Origin of the sequence: Haliscomenobacter sp. (assembly GCF_041740695.1) — a bacterium.
Taxonomy (GTDB): Bacteria; Bacteroidota; Bacteroidia; order Chitinophagales; family Saprospiraceae; genus Haliscomenobacter.
The window spans coordinates 23,070-38,550 of the sequence record NZ_JBGSLK010000036.1 but is presented as its reverse complement, the minus strand read 5'-3'; the positions used below and the strand labels follow the sequence as shown (position 1 = coordinate 38,550).

16 protein-coding genes are annotated in these 15,481 nt (G+C 45.4%); 8 read left to right on the top strand and 8 right to left on the bottom strand.

Annotation, left to right across the window (positions count from 1 at the left end):
• Window positions 1-2: 2 nt before the first annotated feature.
• Window positions 3-698 (top strand): class I SAM-dependent methyltransferase, encoded by a 696-nt coding sequence (locus ACEW9O_RS07545; RefSeq protein WP_373549531.1) that lies wholly within the window; start codon window positions 3-5, stop codon window positions 696-698.
• A gap of 219 nt (window positions 699-917) precedes the next feature.
• On the opposite strand, the gene ACEW9O_RS07540 is transcribed toward ACEW9O_RS07545, so the two are convergent.
• Both ACEW9O_RS07540 and ACEW9O_RS07535 read right to left on the bottom strand, forming a co-directional pair.
• On the bottom strand, window positions 918-1,301 hold the full coding sequence (locus ACEW9O_RS07540; protein ID WP_373549530.1) for an iron chaperone: 384 nt from the start codon (window positions 1,299-1,301) through the stop codon (window positions 918-920).
• Between the two features lie 26 nt (window positions 1,302-1,327).
• A complete protein-coding gene (locus tag ACEW9O_RS07535) occupies window positions 1,328-1,924 on the bottom strand; it encodes a hypothetical protein (RefSeq protein ID WP_373549529.1) in 597 nt (198 codons plus the stop codon).
• A gap of 190 nt (window positions 1,925-2,114) precedes the next feature.
• Between ACEW9O_RS07535 and ACEW9O_RS07530 the strand changes: the two genes are divergently transcribed.
• The 4 genes from ACEW9O_RS07530 (at window position 2,115) to ACEW9O_RS07515 (ending at window position 3,790) form a co-directional block, all read left to right on the top strand.
• A complete protein-coding gene (locus ACEW9O_RS07530; RefSeq protein ID WP_373549528.1) occupies window positions 2,115-2,384 on the top strand; it encodes a DUF3303 domain-containing protein in 270 nt (89 codons plus the stop codon).
• A 101-nt stretch (window positions 2,385-2,485) separates the two neighbouring features.
• Window positions 2,486-3,139 carry a hypothetical protein gene (locus ACEW9O_RS07525; protein WP_373549527.1) on the top strand — a complete coding sequence of 218 codons (654 nt, stop codon included), beginning with the start codon at window positions 2,486-2,488 and terminating at the stop codon, window positions 3,137-3,139.
• Between the two features lie 27 nt (window positions 3,140-3,166).
• The gene (locus ACEW9O_RS07520; RefSeq protein WP_373549526.1) at window positions 3,167-3,520 is read left to right on the top strand and encodes a hypothetical protein; all 354 of its coding nucleotides are present in this window, start codon (window positions 3,167-3,169) and stop codon (window positions 3,518-3,520) included.
• A 15-nt stretch (window positions 3,521-3,535) separates the two neighbouring features.
• Window positions 3,536-3,790, top strand: a complete 255-nt coding sequence (locus ACEW9O_RS07515) for an L-2-amino-thiazoline-4-carboxylic acid hydrolase (protein WP_373549566.1) — start codon at window positions 3,536-3,538, stop codon at window positions 3,788-3,790.
• 89 nt (window positions 3,791-3,879) lie between these two features.
• Here ACEW9O_RS07515 and ACEW9O_RS07510 read toward each other — a convergent pair whose 3' ends face one another.
• The 6 genes from ACEW9O_RS07510 to ACEW9O_RS07485 form a co-directional block, all read right to left on the bottom strand.
• Window positions 3,880-7,047 (bottom strand): efflux RND transporter permease subunit, encoded by a 3,168-nt coding sequence (locus ACEW9O_RS07510; protein ID WP_373549525.1) that lies wholly within the window; start codon window positions 7,045-7,047, stop codon window positions 3,880-3,882.
• 151 nt (window positions 7,048-7,198) lie between these two features.
• On the bottom strand, window positions 7,199-8,266 hold the full coding sequence (locus tag ACEW9O_RS07505) for an efflux RND transporter periplasmic adaptor subunit (RefSeq protein WP_373549524.1): 1,068 nt from the start codon (window positions 8,264-8,266) through the stop codon (window positions 7,199-7,201).
• Window positions 8,267-8,329: 63 nt separating this feature from the next.
• Window positions 8,330-9,679 carry a TolC family protein gene (locus tag ACEW9O_RS07500; RefSeq protein WP_373549523.1) on the bottom strand — a complete coding sequence of 450 codons (1,350 nt, stop codon included), beginning with the start codon at window positions 9,677-9,679 and terminating at the stop codon, window positions 8,330-8,332.
• A gap of 70 nt (window positions 9,680-9,749) precedes the next feature.
• Window positions 9,750-10,358, bottom strand: coding sequence for a TetR/AcrR family transcriptional regulator (locus ACEW9O_RS07495; RefSeq protein WP_373549522.1), 609 nt, complete (start codon window positions 10,356-10,358; stop codon window positions 9,750-9,752).
• A 651-nt stretch (window positions 10,359-11,009) separates the two neighbouring features.
• Window positions 11,010-12,401 carry a M56 family metallopeptidase gene (locus ACEW9O_RS07490; RefSeq protein WP_373549521.1) on the bottom strand — a complete coding sequence of 464 codons (1,392 nt, stop codon included), beginning with the start codon at window positions 12,399-12,401 and terminating at the stop codon, window positions 11,010-11,012.
• On the bottom strand, window positions 12,398-12,769 hold the full coding sequence (locus tag ACEW9O_RS07485) for a BlaI/MecI/CopY family transcriptional regulator (protein ID WP_373549520.1): 372 nt from the start codon (window positions 12,767-12,769) through the stop codon (window positions 12,398-12,400). Before ACEW9O_RS07485 ends, ACEW9O_RS07490 begins: the two co-directional genes overlap by 4 nt.
• A 160-nt stretch (window positions 12,770-12,929) precedes the next feature.
• On the opposite strand from ACEW9O_RS07485, the gene ACEW9O_RS07480 reads away from it, so the two are divergent.
• Genes ACEW9O_RS07480 through ACEW9O_RS07470 form a run of 3 tightly spaced genes read left to right on the top strand, consistent with a single transcriptional unit; the run spans window position 12,930 to window position 15,474 of the window.
• Complete coding sequence (locus tag ACEW9O_RS07480; protein WP_373549519.1) at window positions 12,930-14,144, top strand: hypothetical protein; 1,215 nt, start codon at window positions 12,930-12,932, stop codon at window positions 14,142-14,144.
• A complete protein-coding gene (locus ACEW9O_RS07475; protein ID WP_373549518.1) occupies window positions 14,069-14,470 on the top strand; it encodes a hypothetical protein in 402 nt (133 codons plus the stop codon). The genes ACEW9O_RS07480 and ACEW9O_RS07475 overlap by 76 nt, the downstream gene beginning before the upstream one ends.
• Window positions 14,471-14,478: 8 nt before the next feature.
• Window positions 14,479-15,474, top strand: coding sequence for a restriction endonuclease (locus tag ACEW9O_RS07470; RefSeq protein ID WP_373549517.1), 996 nt, complete (start codon window positions 14,479-14,481; stop codon window positions 15,472-15,474).
• The last annotated feature ends 7 nt before the right edge of the window (window positions 15,475-15,481 follow it).

Sequence of the window (15,481 nt, the reverse complement as noted above, 5' to 3'; positions counted from 1 at the left end):
CGATGCTCCAATTCCTAAAAAAGCTCCTTCAAAAATTCAAGCCCACTCCAACGCCCGAATTCATTGCCCAACAATTGCGCAAACCCCATGGAGCATTCGCCAAAATCATTGGCGAACGTATGAACGAAAGCAATCGCAGTTTGTACAAGCTGGTTTTGCAACACTTGCAACTAAGTACAGGCGATCAGGTACTCGAAATAGGTTTTGGCAATGGGCATTTTTTTAAGGAGGTCTCACAAAAAGCAGAAGAACTCAAACTCTACGGGATCGACTATTCCGCTGCCATGGTCAAAACAGCCCGCAAAAACAATATCGACTTGATTCGACAAGGGCTGCTTGAGGTGCAAATGGGCAACAGTGATCAATTGCCTTATGCTGCCAGCCTTTTTGATGCGGTATTTTGTATCAATGTGATTTATTTTTGGGACAAACCCTTTGCCCATTTGCAGGAAATTGGACGGGTGATGAAACCCGGGGCCAGGTTTTATGTAGGCATTCGACCCAAGGAAATCATGGAAAAACTGCCTTTCACCACGCCACTTTTTAAGCTAAGGGGTAAAGAAGAAATCCAACGTATTTTTGCAGAATGTGGGTTTGAATTGATCCAAACCCATCAGGAGACTGAGCCGCCCGTCATTATGTATGGCGCTACTTATGACATGGCAGGCATGTGTATGATTTTTGAAAAAAAGGTATAATACAGGGGCATTTTGCTCGGAGGACATCAATTGCCTCCAGCTTCAGCTGGTGGATAGGAAGAAGTTCCTTGTGTTGGGCTTTAGCCCGGGCTCAAAAATTAAGATTTGGGCTGAAGCCCATCAAGAAGAGCAGTCCACGTCCACGCGCTAAAGCACGTGGCAATTGATGTCCTTCGTTTTTGGAATACAAAATGGCCTGGAATATGAACCTATTGTTGTCTATTTCTGCTTTTTCTTCGCTGCCAAGCCTTCATTCTCCACCACGCGTTGCTGAATGATGCGTGCCAAAAGCTCCGTTGGCAGGGGCTTCCCATAAGGCAATTGGATGGCTGATGGGGAAAACTTGTAGTCTTTCAAATCCACCCGAAATTGCTCCAAAGTTGAGGCATTCGCCGTGATGAAACTGTAATGCTTCGCAAAGCAGGCAAAGCCCACCAAGATGCCCTGGTACTTGTACATCGGTATTTGGTAGCTGATCACTTCCTGTGCCGTTGGGGGAATTTGGCTGCGGATGAATTGGCGCAATTCCTCCAGTGCGGCTTGTTTGTCGGCAGCTTGCAGCGCAATGTATTCGTCGACGGATTGGTAGTCAGTTTTAGCCATTTTGATCGGTTGAAAAAGTGAAACAATTATAACGCGAAGTGTAGACCATGTTCAGCTATTGCTGTCTTAATTTTGGTAAGGGCATTGGGGCCTACACCGTGTAATTTGGCGAGCTCCGTTTCCCGAAATTGGCAGCAATCTTCCAGGGTTTTAATGCCAGCGCTTGCCAGGGCGCGTTCAGCAGGTTGGCCGAGTTTAGCGGGTAGCGGAATGGGCTCAGTTTTCAATTTAACCAAACATTGCACATCTTTGCCTGCATATATTTCCAGGCAATACCCTTCTGGATCGAGATCGGGGGTTTGTAAAAGCTGATGAAAAGTCCGACCAATTTCGCCCAGGTCTTTCAGGTAATCCTGGATGGTAAGCCCAAGATAAGAACCTTTTTGAATGGTAAAACGATCCAACCCCAGTGCTTCCGCTTCGCCTGCATTCCGCTCGGTAGCCGCCGCCAGATAATGAATTCCACCATCAGCCTGACCATGCGAGATGCCAAAATGTTGACGCTCTTCTTTGCGGTCGAGTTTCCCATGTAAGGTTTGGAAGGCTGTCAGAACACCATCTGGAAATGAGCTGGCGGCCACACAACAAACGGCTATTTCTTTGTCAAAAACAATCGGATCCATTGATTTTTCATTTTATCGATACAGTAAAGCAAAGATAAATTGTTTTAAATAACGCCGTACGTGATGAACACGACAAGATAAGGGGGTGAATGCGCCAGTTTTTTTGTTTTAAGAATCCAGAAAAACTGTTTTATATAATCCACTTTTGATATTTTTACCAAAGAATCAATTCAAAATAAAACCCTTCCCAATGCGCACCTACATCATCATTGAACATTTCAGACCAGAAACCATCAAAGCCTTATACCAACGTTTTGATGAAAAAGGCCGGATGTTGCCCGCTGGGGTTAATTATTTGCACAGCTGGATCAACGAAGACGTCAGCATTTGTTACCAGGTGATGGAAAGTGAATCGCTGGAACTGTTGAAAAGCTGGGTTGCAAAATGGGAGGATTTGGCGGATTTTGAGATCGTGCCGGTGATTTCTTCAGGGGAGGCTAAAGCGAAGGTGTTGGGCTGAAATATTAGCGATTAAACATAAAAATGGGCACTAACCCTTGACAATTCTTGTTTATCCTATAAAGCTGTAATTGCTTTCATTCTTCACTAATTCTAGATTTTATGAATTTGATAGTCAGAGTATTATTGAGTTTTTGGTTGCTTTCACTCCTGGCATGTGCTAGCAGCACTGAATCAATCCTTCGAGAAGGGGTTATTCCCTCTCCTGAAAAAACCAAATCCATTGAATTTATTAACCCACCCTCAAGTGGAATCAATACCCAATTGCTGGTTAATTTTGAGAAGGGTTGGATTAAAGGTAGTGCTGGGGTTTTTGCTATAAATGCGCTCGAGGAAGAATTGGTCGTAAAATGGATTGATGAAGAACACTTATGGGTAGAATACCCCGCTCAAAAAGAATTTCACCAACAAAATGACACCTTACAGTCTTTTAAAGAGCGGCTATATGTCCAATACCAATCCTATGATTCTTGCCAAATCATCGAAGCAAAAACCATTGGCATTATGGATACAGTGACTGCCTTTGTAAATGTTGAATTGGTGAATGCTACTGGAAATCCCGTGATCTGGCTAGTTGATGAGCAAGAAAAAAAGATTTCAGCAAAGGTGGTAAACCCTAGTGGGATTTGGAGTGGTGTTCATGTGCCACATGGCAAGTACAAAATAATGGTTGAAGGGGAAAATGGAAAATGTTACTCAAGAAAGCTTTTATTTGAAAGTGGAGCAATCAAAAAAGTGAAAATCATGAGAAAATAATTCTCCCTCACGAACCTAAACATCACCATGAAAACCTACAGAAAATACTTCCTAAACACCCTCAAAGCCCACTTTCCACACACCTTCACCCAAATGATGGCCGAAGTAGAAACCCATTATCAGCACATTTCCCTTGATTCCAATTTTGCTGCTACCTCCACAAACCCCATCGATCGAAGGCTCGATTTTAGCGCCTATTTTTTAGCCTTGATTCAAACACTTGATGAACAAGGTGAACCTTTTGAACGCATTCGGCTCATTTGCCTGGAAGTGGTAACCGATTATATCAAACCAAAGAACCAACTGCAAACCCTGCTTAAAAAACTGCCTGTAAAACTCATGAATACCTGGTTTGGGCAGTATTTGATTAAATCGCTATAGCACAAAGCGAACAAACTGGGCCACCCCGACGGTTTTTTAGCCAACATTATTACCGACAAAGCCGAAACCTATGGCTTTGGCTATGGCGTTGACATCCTGGAGTGTGGCATCTGCAAATTGTTCAAAAAACACAACTACCAGAGATACGCCAGCATCCTGTGCGAAGTAGATGAAATCACCTCCAAGCTGGCCGGGCTGCAACTCATCCGTAGTGGGACGATTGCCAATGGTGCTAAAAAGTGTGATTTCAGGTATAAAAAAATTGAATAGGTCACTAATAAAAAGCCCCGCTCTGCATACACAAAGCGAGGCTTTTTTATTGGCTCAAGGCCTATTATTTACATTCGTTTGGGTAAAACCTAAGCAATCATCTCCGAATCCAGCACTTCCACTTTGGAACTAGACTCAGGTGTATTGTTACCACCACCCTTGTTTTTGCGGGTGAAAAACAAGCCAATCCGGTCCACGATGGAATAGATCGCTGGAATCACCACAAGGGTCAGCAACATGGAGCTGGTCAAACCACCCACCAAGGCCCAGGCCAGGGCATTTTTCCATTCCGCACCAGCACCTTTGGCAAGGGCAATCGGGAGCATACCCGCAACCATCGCAATGGTGGTCATCAGGATCGGACGCAAACGCGTGCGACCTGCCAAAACCAGTGCTTCTTTGTAATGGTGCCCTTCAGCCTTCATCTGGTTGGTAAAGTCGACCAGTAGGATGGCGTTTTTGGCCACCAAACCAATCAACATGATCAGCCCCAACATGGCAAAGATGTCCAGGGTTTGCATGGTCAGCGCCATGGCCAAAAATGCCCCAACCATCGCCACCGGGATAGAGAACATCACCACCATCGGGTATATCCAGTTGTCGTACAAGGCTACCATGATCAGGTACATGAACAACAAAGCCGCAGCCATCGCAATCAACAAACTACCGAATCCTTCGGACTGGTTTTTGAGGTCACCTTCGTACGAAATGGTAATGCCCGGAGGAGGAGGATCCTGAGCCATTTTGGCCTGAATCTCCGCTCCGATGGTACCCGAAGGACGACCCAATACGAAGGATTTGACCGTCACGGAAGCCGCACGGTCTTTGCGTTCCAACATCGAAGGGCCCGTGGTTTGGTAAATCCGGGCAAATTGCTCCAGGCGAATGAGTTCCCCGGCAGGGTTTACAAACCCAACCGCTGATACATCGTCGATGTTCTTGCGGTCGAATTCATCCATGGCGATGTTGATGTCGTATTCGTAAGCGCCGTCGCGGTACTTGGCATTGGTGTTGCCACTGAACGCTGTTTGCATGGTTGCCCCAATCGTTTGGATGTTGAGCCCGAGCTCAGCCATCCGTTGGCGATCGATGTCCACCTTGATTTCGGGGCTACCTTCCTCTACCGACACTTCTGGCGCCAATGTACCCGGAACTTCTTTGTAAAAGCCGAGCACCTTCTGTGCATATTTCATCGCGTCTTCCAGCTTGGTGGCACCTACAATGATTTGCAGCGGTGCTTCATCCGCTCCACCAAAGAAACTTACTTGTACCGTTTGTACTTTTACCCCCGGCAGTACCGCCTCCAACTCGTTGCGTACAAGCTGAGCGTATACGTCGGCTCGCAAGGCCCGTTCCTCTTTGGGGATCATTTTCACGTTGACCTCCGCCAAATAAGGCGTGGCTTGTCCGCTCAAAACCCCCGAAGTACGACCAATCGTGCTGAAAATATCGGTGATCTCCGGCTTTTTGGCCAGGTATTCTTCTACTTTATTTACGGCCAGGTTGGTCTCTTTCAAGGTGCCATCCTTGGGCAATTCCACTTTGATGATGAACTGGCCCGCGTCACTTTGGGATATAAAGGCTGCGCCGATGTATCCGCCACTAATCAGGCCAAAAGAAGCCATCAACATAATGAATGCTACAATAACAATCCCCACACTAGTGAGCCAGTGCCGGAGTACCCATTTTAGCAAACTGGCATATGCATCCGTCAACCAGGTCAAAAAACGCTCAAACCCAATGAGCAGCAAGTGCCCGGGGTTTTTGGGATTTAGTACGGTGACCTTGGCAACCCGTGAAGCCAACATCGGGGTAATCGTAAACGATACCAGCAGCGACATCAAGGTGGAGAACACGACCACCCAGGCAAACTGGCCCATGATGTTACCTACAATACCCCCAGCCAGGGTAATTGGGAAAAACACCACCACGTCGACCAAGGTGATCGCCAGGGCTGTAAACCCAATTTCATTCCGGCCATCGGCAGCCGCTTGTCGGCGGTTTTTGCCCATCTCGAGGTGGCGGTAAATGTTTTCCAAGACCACAATCGAGTCATCCACCAGGATACCAATCACCAAAGACATGGCCAAAAGGGTCATCAGGTTGAGGGTGAAACCCATCAGGTACATGCCGATGAAAGTGGAAACCAAAGAGGCAGGAATGGCCACCATGACGATCAGTGAGTTGCGCAAGCTGTGCAAGAACACCAGCATCACCAAGGCAACCAATAAAACCGCCAGGCCAATATCGTGCATTACCGCATCTACTGCGTCGCGGGTAAAGTCGGTCGAGTCATTCGCGATGTTGAACTTCAGGTTCTCCTTTTTGAAAGTCTCCTCCAAACTGGCCATTTTGGCCTTGATGCCATCCGACATGGTTACGGCGTTGGCATCTGGTTGTTTGAGGACAGTCATCCCAATCGCTGATTTGCTGTTGAGGCGCGAGAGGTCAACCATTTCTTTCAAGTTATCGGATACATCTGCTACATCGCGTACCTTGATTAAGGTTCCACTATTGGAAACCCCTACGGTTACGTCCTTGACGTCTTCAAGTGAGAGGAACTTACCGGCCAAACGGACCGTGATTTGTTCGTTTTCAGACTTTACTTTGCCCGTAGGGAATTCCAGGTTTGCGGATTGGATGGCCATTACCAGATTGAGCAGAGACAAACCCTGGCTTTCCAGTTTTTGGCGGTTGATCTGCACTTTGATCTCCCGTTCCTGCCCACCAATCAAGTTGAGCTGACCCACACCATCCACCTGCGAGAGGGCAGGTTTGATTCTTTGTTTGATCAAATCATACTGTTCGGCCTGCGGTAAATTGGTATTTACCGCAATACTCATGATTGGGAAATCATCCGAGCTGAATTTCCCCAGCGCGGGGTCTTTGGCATCGTCGGGCAAAGTAGATTTTACCGCATTGATTTTGCGCTGTACATCCTGGAGCGCAACGTCGGTATTGATTCCATCTTTGAATTCAACAATTACTGAGGACAAACCTTCAAAAGAGGTTGAACGGATGGAAACAATTTTTTCAACCCCGGAGATGGCATCTTCAATGGGTTTGGTCAGTGAGTTTTCAACCTCCGACGGTGAAGCACCTGGATAGATGGTATTTACCAATACAATCGGGGCGTTGAATTTGGGGATGAGCTCGTAGCTCAAATAGGAATAGGAAACTAACCCTAGGAAGGTCATCACCGCAAAAAATACGATGATGAGCGAGGGCCGTTTGATGGCGATTTCGGTTAGTGTCATTTTTTTTTGTTTTTTAGGGGTTGAGGGAGGTTGAGAAGGTTGAGGGAGGTTGAGGCTACCGCAGCAATTTTGACGCGTCATTGTCAAAATCGCTCGCGGTAGCCACAACCTTCCTCAACCTCACTCAACCTTCTCAACCTCTACTAGGTTTTTATTTTTCAACGCTCACCTTCATGTCGTTCTCCAGGTTGATCTGGCCGGAGCTTACCACCACTTCACCAGCCTTGAGGCCAGAAAGCACGGCAGCGTAGTCTCCGTAGATGTTGCCAAGCTGGATTGGGCGCAATTTGGCGACTCCATTTTCCACCACAAACACCTTGGCATCACGGGCACTACCTACGATACACTCGCGAGGCAGGGCTAAAATGGATACCGAGCGACCTGTGTTGAATTCTGCTACTCCGTCCATACCCGCTTTCAATGGTGTAGCACCTGGATTATCCAGTTCGATCTCCACCAAAAAGCGTTGGGCATTGTCTGCTTTTACATCAATCAGGTTGATGACACCAACGAAAGCTTTGTTCGGATACACATCCGTACGCAACTCCACACGTTGGCCTTTTTTCACCTGAAGTACTTCATCATCGGTCAGGTAAGCGGCCATTTTGAGGCGACGGACATCGATGATGTCCATGATTCTCATAGCCGGAGCCAGGAAAGCACCTTTTTCGATCGTCTTACCGGAAACTGTACCAGAGATTGGCGCTTTGACATAGGTCATGCTGATCTGCTTCTCCAGGTTTTTGATGTTGGCTTTGATGTTGTCAATGCCGTTTTGAACGTCATCTACCTGTTGTTGGGTAACCCCACCATCGCCGAGTAGATTTTTCAGGCGAGTTATATCGTTTTCAGCCTTTTTGAGGTTGACGCGAGCCAGTTCGAGTTGGTTTTCCAGCAGATCGTTGTCTACTGCCAAAATCACTGCACCTTCACCTACGAAGCTACCATCTTTGACATTCAACTGCGTGATCCGGCCCTGGGCCTCACTCATCACTGTCAGTTGTTTGATGGGTTGGAAAGTCCCATTGATTTCAAAGCCACCCTGGATATTCTGGCTACCCATGGTCACTACTTTCACCGGGATTTCGGTATTGCGCACCTGGGTCAGTTTACCGTCGGCTTCAATTTTTTCCTTATTCGCCCCCAATTTCCAGAAAGCGGCAATAATCAGGCCGCCAACTACAACCACGGTAATGAGGACACGGATGATATTTTTCATTGTATTGTATTTGATAAAAGGGTTATCAGGAATGAATCCCGCAGGCTGGAAAGCTCGCGTCGATTATTTGTACATTTCGCGGATTTTGCCATTGGCATAGTCCAGGTCTACTTTCGCCAATTGGTGTTGGAGCAGATTGCCGAGGAAGTTCGATTGTACTTCACGCATGGTTTTTTCAGCTACCAATACTTCGGTGATGTTGGCGATACCTTCTTTGTAGCGCTTTTGGGTTATGTTGTACACTTCTTCCGCCACTTTGCGGTTTTCGCGCAGGGCATTGAGGGTATTCCAGTAGCTGGCTACTTGTTGTTTGGCTTGGCTGTGTTGCAATTGGAGCGACTGCATGGTCTGTTTGCGGTCTTCGGCAATTTTCAACATGTCGATTTTGACTTGCTCCACCTTACTTTTGCGGTAAAAACCATCAAAGATGGGAATACTGGCGTTGAGCCCGACGGCGGAGAAACCAAACCAATTTTGGCTGCCAAACCCATTGCCTTGGCCTTGGAAGTTGTAGTTGCCAAAAGCCCGCAAGGTTGGCCAGGATGTGGCCCGCAATTGATCGGCGTTAAGTTGTTGCAAGGTGGTTTGTTGATCCAGCAAGGTGAGGTCCAACTTGTTTTGATAGGTAGGCTCCAAATAAGTGGGGTCTACGTTGGGCATCACACTCTCGCTGAGCGTATCGCTGAGGGTCAGTTGCGTTTCCTGCGGCATACTCATGGCAAACTTGAGGGACTGTAGACCTTGCTCGTAGTTCAGATCGAGGTTTTGCAATTGCGTTTGCAGGGTGATTTGGTTGACCCGCAATTGGTCGACGTCCAGTTTTTTGGCCAAGCCATTTTTGTATTGCAGGTCGGTCGCTTTCAGCAAGCCGTTGATTTGCTCCAGATTGGCTACAATCAGATCGCGCTGCTTGTAAATGGTCTGAACCTGGTAATACAATTTCACCACATTGTAGGCCACTTCTTCTTCCGTTTTTAACTCTACGGTTTGGTTGAAATTACCTACAGCTTTAACGGCTTTGATACCGACCCAATATTGCTGGCTGTACAACAATTGGTTGACTTCGGCACCGGCAGTGGTATTCACATCAGTACCAAATTGAACGGCCAACAGTTCGTCAGGTTTGCCTTGAAAAATGTTGGGAATCAATTGAGTTGGCAACTTCAAATTGTACGTAAGGCCAAGGTTAACAGTAACCTGGGGCAATCCGCTGCTTTTGTATTCGCGTATCTGCTCCAGTGATTTGCGGGTATCCAGTTTGGCTTTTTGCAGCGTCGGGCTGTTTTTTAAAGCAAACTGAACACTTTCTTTCACTGAAAGGGTGCTCTGAGCCGAGAGGGTGCCCAGCAACAAAGTGCCCAGCAGCATCCCTTTCAGGCGCAGTACATTTAGGAATCCGTCATAATAACTCATAACAATCAGTTTAAATATCATGGATCAACCCCACGGTGTGGTGGGTGTTTGGGTTATTCAAAAGACTTGATTAAAAGTTGACACTTCCGGTACTTTGTTTCTCCCGGAGGTATTCATTGATCTTATTCAGTCCTTGCTCGGAGGCTACGCCCCGTACAAAGTGATAGATGTATTCCTTAAAAACCTGATCGGGTTGAAACTCCCGAATTGGGAAAAGTGACTGATCAATCGGCAAATACAGGCTGCCTACGTGCAGGCGGGCCATAATTTCGGGATTGAGGTCGCTGCGATAATCTCCTTCGGCTACACCACGTTTTAGGTTGTCCAGGATGGACTTGTACACGTGGTCGCGTTGCATGTGGTCGATCAAGTTCCAGGCCTCGGGGTAGTATTTTTTGAGGTCGTACACCACACTTGGGGTGAGTTCTTGAAATTGACCAATGACGTGCCGGGCCAGCAGCATGATTTCCTGCAAGGCATTGTTGGCGTGACTAATGATCAAATCCATATCGCACACCTCATCGTGAAGGTGACTTTCAATCGTTTTGAGGATCAGGTCTTCTTTGTTTTCAAAAAACTGGTACAAGGTTTTTTTAGATATGCCGAGCTCCCGAGCAATGTCATCCATGCTCACACTTTTGATGCCGTAACGCATAAAGAGTGACTCAGCCCTACGCATGATCTGTTTCCTCGTGTCCTTATTTTCTTTTGGTTCCATATCGCGGCAAAGGTACGCTTAAAAAACTTTGGAAACTTAGAATGATTATAAAGTTTCCAAAGTTTTCCAAGTTTCTGGACAAAAGACAAGAAATGGTCGATGAAAGTTTCCAAAAAGCCGACATTTTTTTATTTTTTTTTCGGCTTTAAAGGAGCTTGAAACCACGGGCTAAATGCTTGAAAATGTTTGGGATGTAAAAAATGCTTTCGTGACTTCGTTCGCCAAATTAAATTTAGTTTTTGTAGCTCCTGGGGTTATAATTATGGGGAAATACAGCGATGGGGCAATATCTGAACTGTATTCTTTTTTTGTTGATTTATGATTGATTGTGCAAAAATATAGTATAAATTGTTAGAATGTGCTGTGCGAACGCGACGGATTGAGGGGGTGAAAACGACAAACGATTCGTCGGACTAGATTTTTTATGGAAAGAACTAAAGCGACATTTTTATTAGCACAAAGGGAAAAAAAGAGGACACCGAGGACACAAAGCGAAGCGCTGTCAACGTCTAACTTTGTGTCCTCGGTGTCCTCTTTTTTTCCCTTTGTGCTAATTTTCTTCGCTTTGGTTCTATTTTGAAAATTAGCGATGACAAACAGTTCTACAGGAAATTATTTTGGGTCAAAATTTACGCGCTGGGTTTTAATAAAAGCGTCTTCGTAACCTTTATGAGTATACAGATTAATTTGAAAGCGACGTATGCTTCCAGGAGGAATCGCGTTTTTGTAGAGCTTGCTTACAAAAAACATAGAGAAGTCACTGGACTTAAAGTTCTTCACAACTGCATTTGCTACCTTTTTTCCATCGATCCAGACACCATAAACTTCAGTACTAGACCAAAGTTTCAACTGCTCGTTCGTGGGGGATTTTCTCGCTGGTGGTGGCGGTTTAGGAACAAAATTAGCAATGGTTTTGACTTCGGCTCGCTGGGCTTCGCTCATCATTTTGTAAATTTCATTGAGGCGATCTATTTTAAAATTATTGAGGTTAACCCAACGATTTTTTTTGCCTGTGATGGCCGCAATGGTGTCCCAATACCTTTTGACTTCGGCATTGTATTCGTCCAGCAAGGCCTGAGACGCGCCAGATTGCTCCTTTTGAGCGAGCACCTTGGGCTGGTCGCTGGACTGGTTTTGCGATTGCACTTTGTCGCTCAACAACAAAATCAAACCTGCGAGTAAGGGAATTAAGGCCAGTCCTTTCCAAAAAGACCGTTGCCGTTTGGCTTCTTTAGTCATCATGAACAGTCGTTTTTTAGTGATGAAATAATCAAATTGCTGCACCAGCTTGAGTTGCTGGGCCTGGGCAATTTTATCCAAAAGCAAATATTGGTAAGTTGGAATATCGATGCTGGCCTGCTGGATCACGGCTTCGTCGGCGAGGAATTCGTGGTTGAGCTGGATGGCACGTTTGTAGGCGTGCAAGGCCGGGTTGAACCAAAACAGTACCCGCAATAGTTCGACAAAAAGGATATCCCAGCTATGTCCTTGGCGGATATGAGCCAGCTCGTGCTCGAGAATCGCAGTGGCACCTTCCTCCGTGTAGTCTTTTGGGTTGATGTAAATGGTCTTGAAAAAAGAATGAGTTGGGACGTTTTCGGGTAAAAAGACCAAGGGCACTCCGGCATGCTGTGATTTTTCCCCTTTTGTTTGTACCACCAATGCCCGATACAGGTTATGGATTAATCTAAGTAGCAGGATGGCTGCAATTATGGTGTAGATCACCCATAACGTGGACTCGATGGGGAAGCTGGGAGCTATTTGGGGCACTACCTGAGGTAAAATTGGGCTGTCTTGTATTGGTTCATAACCCATTGCAAACAAGGGAGTCACTTCATTGGCAAACCAAGGGAGCGGTATCAATGGCACCAGCAAAGCAAACCCAAGACTGAACAACAAGTAAAAACGCTTGAAACGATGCATTTTTTCTTCTTCCAGACCAAAATGGTAAACTACCCAAAGCAGGGTGGAGCCGCCGATGAATTTGAGGAGGTAGAGCATCATGGCTTTTTCTTTTTGATTTCCTGATCCACCATGCGGCGCAAATCCTCCAATTCCTCTTTACTCATCTCGGTAGCCGAGGTGAAGAAGGAAGCGAACTGGGTAGTAGAGCCACCAAAAAAATTGTTGATCATGCCTTTGACCTGCTGGGAGAAATAATCGTTTTTGCTCACTAAGGGATAGTACGCCCGCGAATTGCCGTGGGTGTGGTAAGCGACTGCTTTTTTTTTCTGCATTCGCATGAGGAGCGTGGCCACGGTAGTCGCCTTAGGTTTGGGGTCGGGGAATGCCTCGATGATGTCTTTCATGTAGGCTTGTTCAAGTTGCCAGAGGTATTCCATGATTTGTTCTTCTCCTTTGCTAAGCTGCATATTCTACGACTTTAGAGTTGTTTCTACAAAAGTAGAATATTGTTTTGAAAAAAGCAAGGCTGGGTGGGATAAAAATTTTGATGGACAGTTAGAACACTTGATCGCTTTGTAACCAAAAGACTACATACTTTAGCCGCAGCGTTAATCAAAAAACAAGCCTATGCTCCAACGTATCCTCTACTCCGCCCTGTTTTTGGTCATTGCCATCATCCTGTACCTCAACATTCGGTTTTACTACCAACCACGTTGGAGCAGTACCGCGCCCCAAATCAACCTGAGTGTAGAGGCCCAACTCAACTACCTGCAAAAACGCATGCACGCCGGAGCGGCTGGAGACATGCAAAAAAGGTATCCCGAGGGTTACCTCTTTTTGAATGCGCTGTATGGTTTGAGTTGGTGCAACCTGCTGGCGAAAACTCCGGCTCAATCGCCACTGTACAAGCAGGGCATCGAAGAAGTACGTTGGGCCTTGCGCGCAATAGACAATCCGACAGCACGGGCGCCTTTTTCGCCCAATTTACCCTTGCGCTATGGCGCTTTTTACCAGGGCTGGAGCAATTATTTGCGGGGAAAATACTTGGGACTGTTGCCCGAGATGATGGAGGATACTGCCCAAGCGCAAATTTTTCAAGCCAATTGTGCACAAATTGCCAAGGTGGTAACGGAGAGCAAAACCCCATTTTTGGAATCCTACGTTTACGCTACCTGGCCTGCGGACATGGTGGTACTGATGGCCAGTTTGGCGCAACACGATCGGCTGTTTAGGCCGCAATATGGTTTAGTGATGAAAAATTGGCTGAAGCAGGTGGACAAAAGAACCGATAAACTGGGTTTGATTCCCCATTCAGTCCACCCTTATACGGGCAAAGCCCTGGAAGCAGCACGGGGTTCTTCACAAAGTTTGATACTCAATTTTTTGATCGAAATAGATTCCTCTTATGCTCGTCGACACTTTGAGCAGTACAAAAAATCCTTCTTGGGTAGGCGCACTGGTTTACCGGGGATTCGAGAATACCCCAAAGGCACTTGGGGCTTTGGCGATGTGGATTCCGGGCCGGTTATTTTTGGCATTGGCGGCGCGGCATCGATTGTAGGCCAACGTACCATGGCTTTGTACGGCGAAGCGGATTTGGCCATCGGGCTGCGCAACTGCATTGAGGCATTTGGACTGGGCTGGCACTGGGGCAAAGAAAAACGCTACCTTTTTGGGGCCTTGCCGATTGCGGATGCGTTCATCGCCTGGGCAAATTCGGTGGAGGCGAGTAAGGTGGAGCGCTTGGTGGGGAAGCGGAATTGGAGATGGAGTTTTCAGTTGGCATTGGTGGTGGTGCTGGCGAGTGTGGGAATGATGTGGGGGACGCGGCCGAGGCGGTGATTAGAACCAATAAAAGGCCCGCTCTAGTTTTTATTTTCATCTTTTCGGGAAATGATTTAAATTGGATCATTAAATGGATTGTTATGGGCGAGTCGATTTTAAAAAAATTTGATCTTTTAGATGCAGAAGGGCAAAAACAGCTTTTGAACTTCCTAGATTTTTTATTGCTTAAACAAAAAGAAAAACATAGCATGGAGTTTAACTACCAGGTATACCGAGATCAAATCCTTTCCATTGGCAATTGGACTGATCAGGATATTGAACTTATTGAAAAGGCGTCGTACTTCTTAAACAACTCTAATTATTGCGCATCATTGAATGATTAACTTTGCTAATGAAGAAAGGTAAATTTTTCGAGCTCCTAGTCTCGTTAATTGAGGAGACCATAAAAGAAAAGGAATACATAAAAGTAAAATCCAATGAGTTTCTCATAGACAAAGATGGAAATAAAAGGCAAATTGATGTTTTAATTGAAGTTGATCTAGGTGAAAGATTTGGAATACATAGAACAATTATTGAATGTAAGGAAGAGTCCAAGAAGATAGGAGTAGGAACCATTGGTAGTTTTAGTGATCTATTGAATAGCTTAAATTGCAACAAAGGCGTAATTGTTTCAAAATCAGGGTTTTCTATGCCGGGAGTGGCGAAAGCAAATGGAACAAATGGAAAAATAATACTTTATACCCTTTCAGAAGCAGCGAATTTAGAATTGAACGATTGGCTTCCTTTTTCAATCTACACTATCAAGCATCAGCTTGATTTTTTCAAAATAAAGGTAGAAATGAAAATTCACTTAGAAGAAAAAATAGAGATTGATGCTGAAACATTAATTAGCCTCCCTCTTTATAGTAGTGCGTATGAATACATTTCTACTGATTTGTTGAGTTATTGTTTAACACTTCTAGAGCAGGACGGGAATAAATTGAGTAGAGCCATTTCAAAAGAAGCTCTTTTGTTTTTTAAAGAGAGTAATTTTGAAAAAATTGGTGCCCTAAAAATAGAACCAAATCTTAAAGGCATCCATTTCTTGAATTACAAGGGTTTCTGTTGGGTGCCATTCTCAAGCTTCTCTTTTGAAATAGACTTGAAGTTTATTAAAAAAGAACATAAATCCTTGAATTTCATGGAATATATTGATAATCTAGGAAAAAAGGCTTTGGCGAAAACTAGAAATTATGAATTTGACGACCACTATTTAACAATTATTGAGGGAGCAGAAAATGGAAGTTCAAACCGAATGTTTATCACCACAAAAGAGGCTAATCCAAAAGTAATAGAAATTTACAACTTAGGTACAATTGAAGAAAATATTAAAAAATTAGAAAACTAAAACGCTG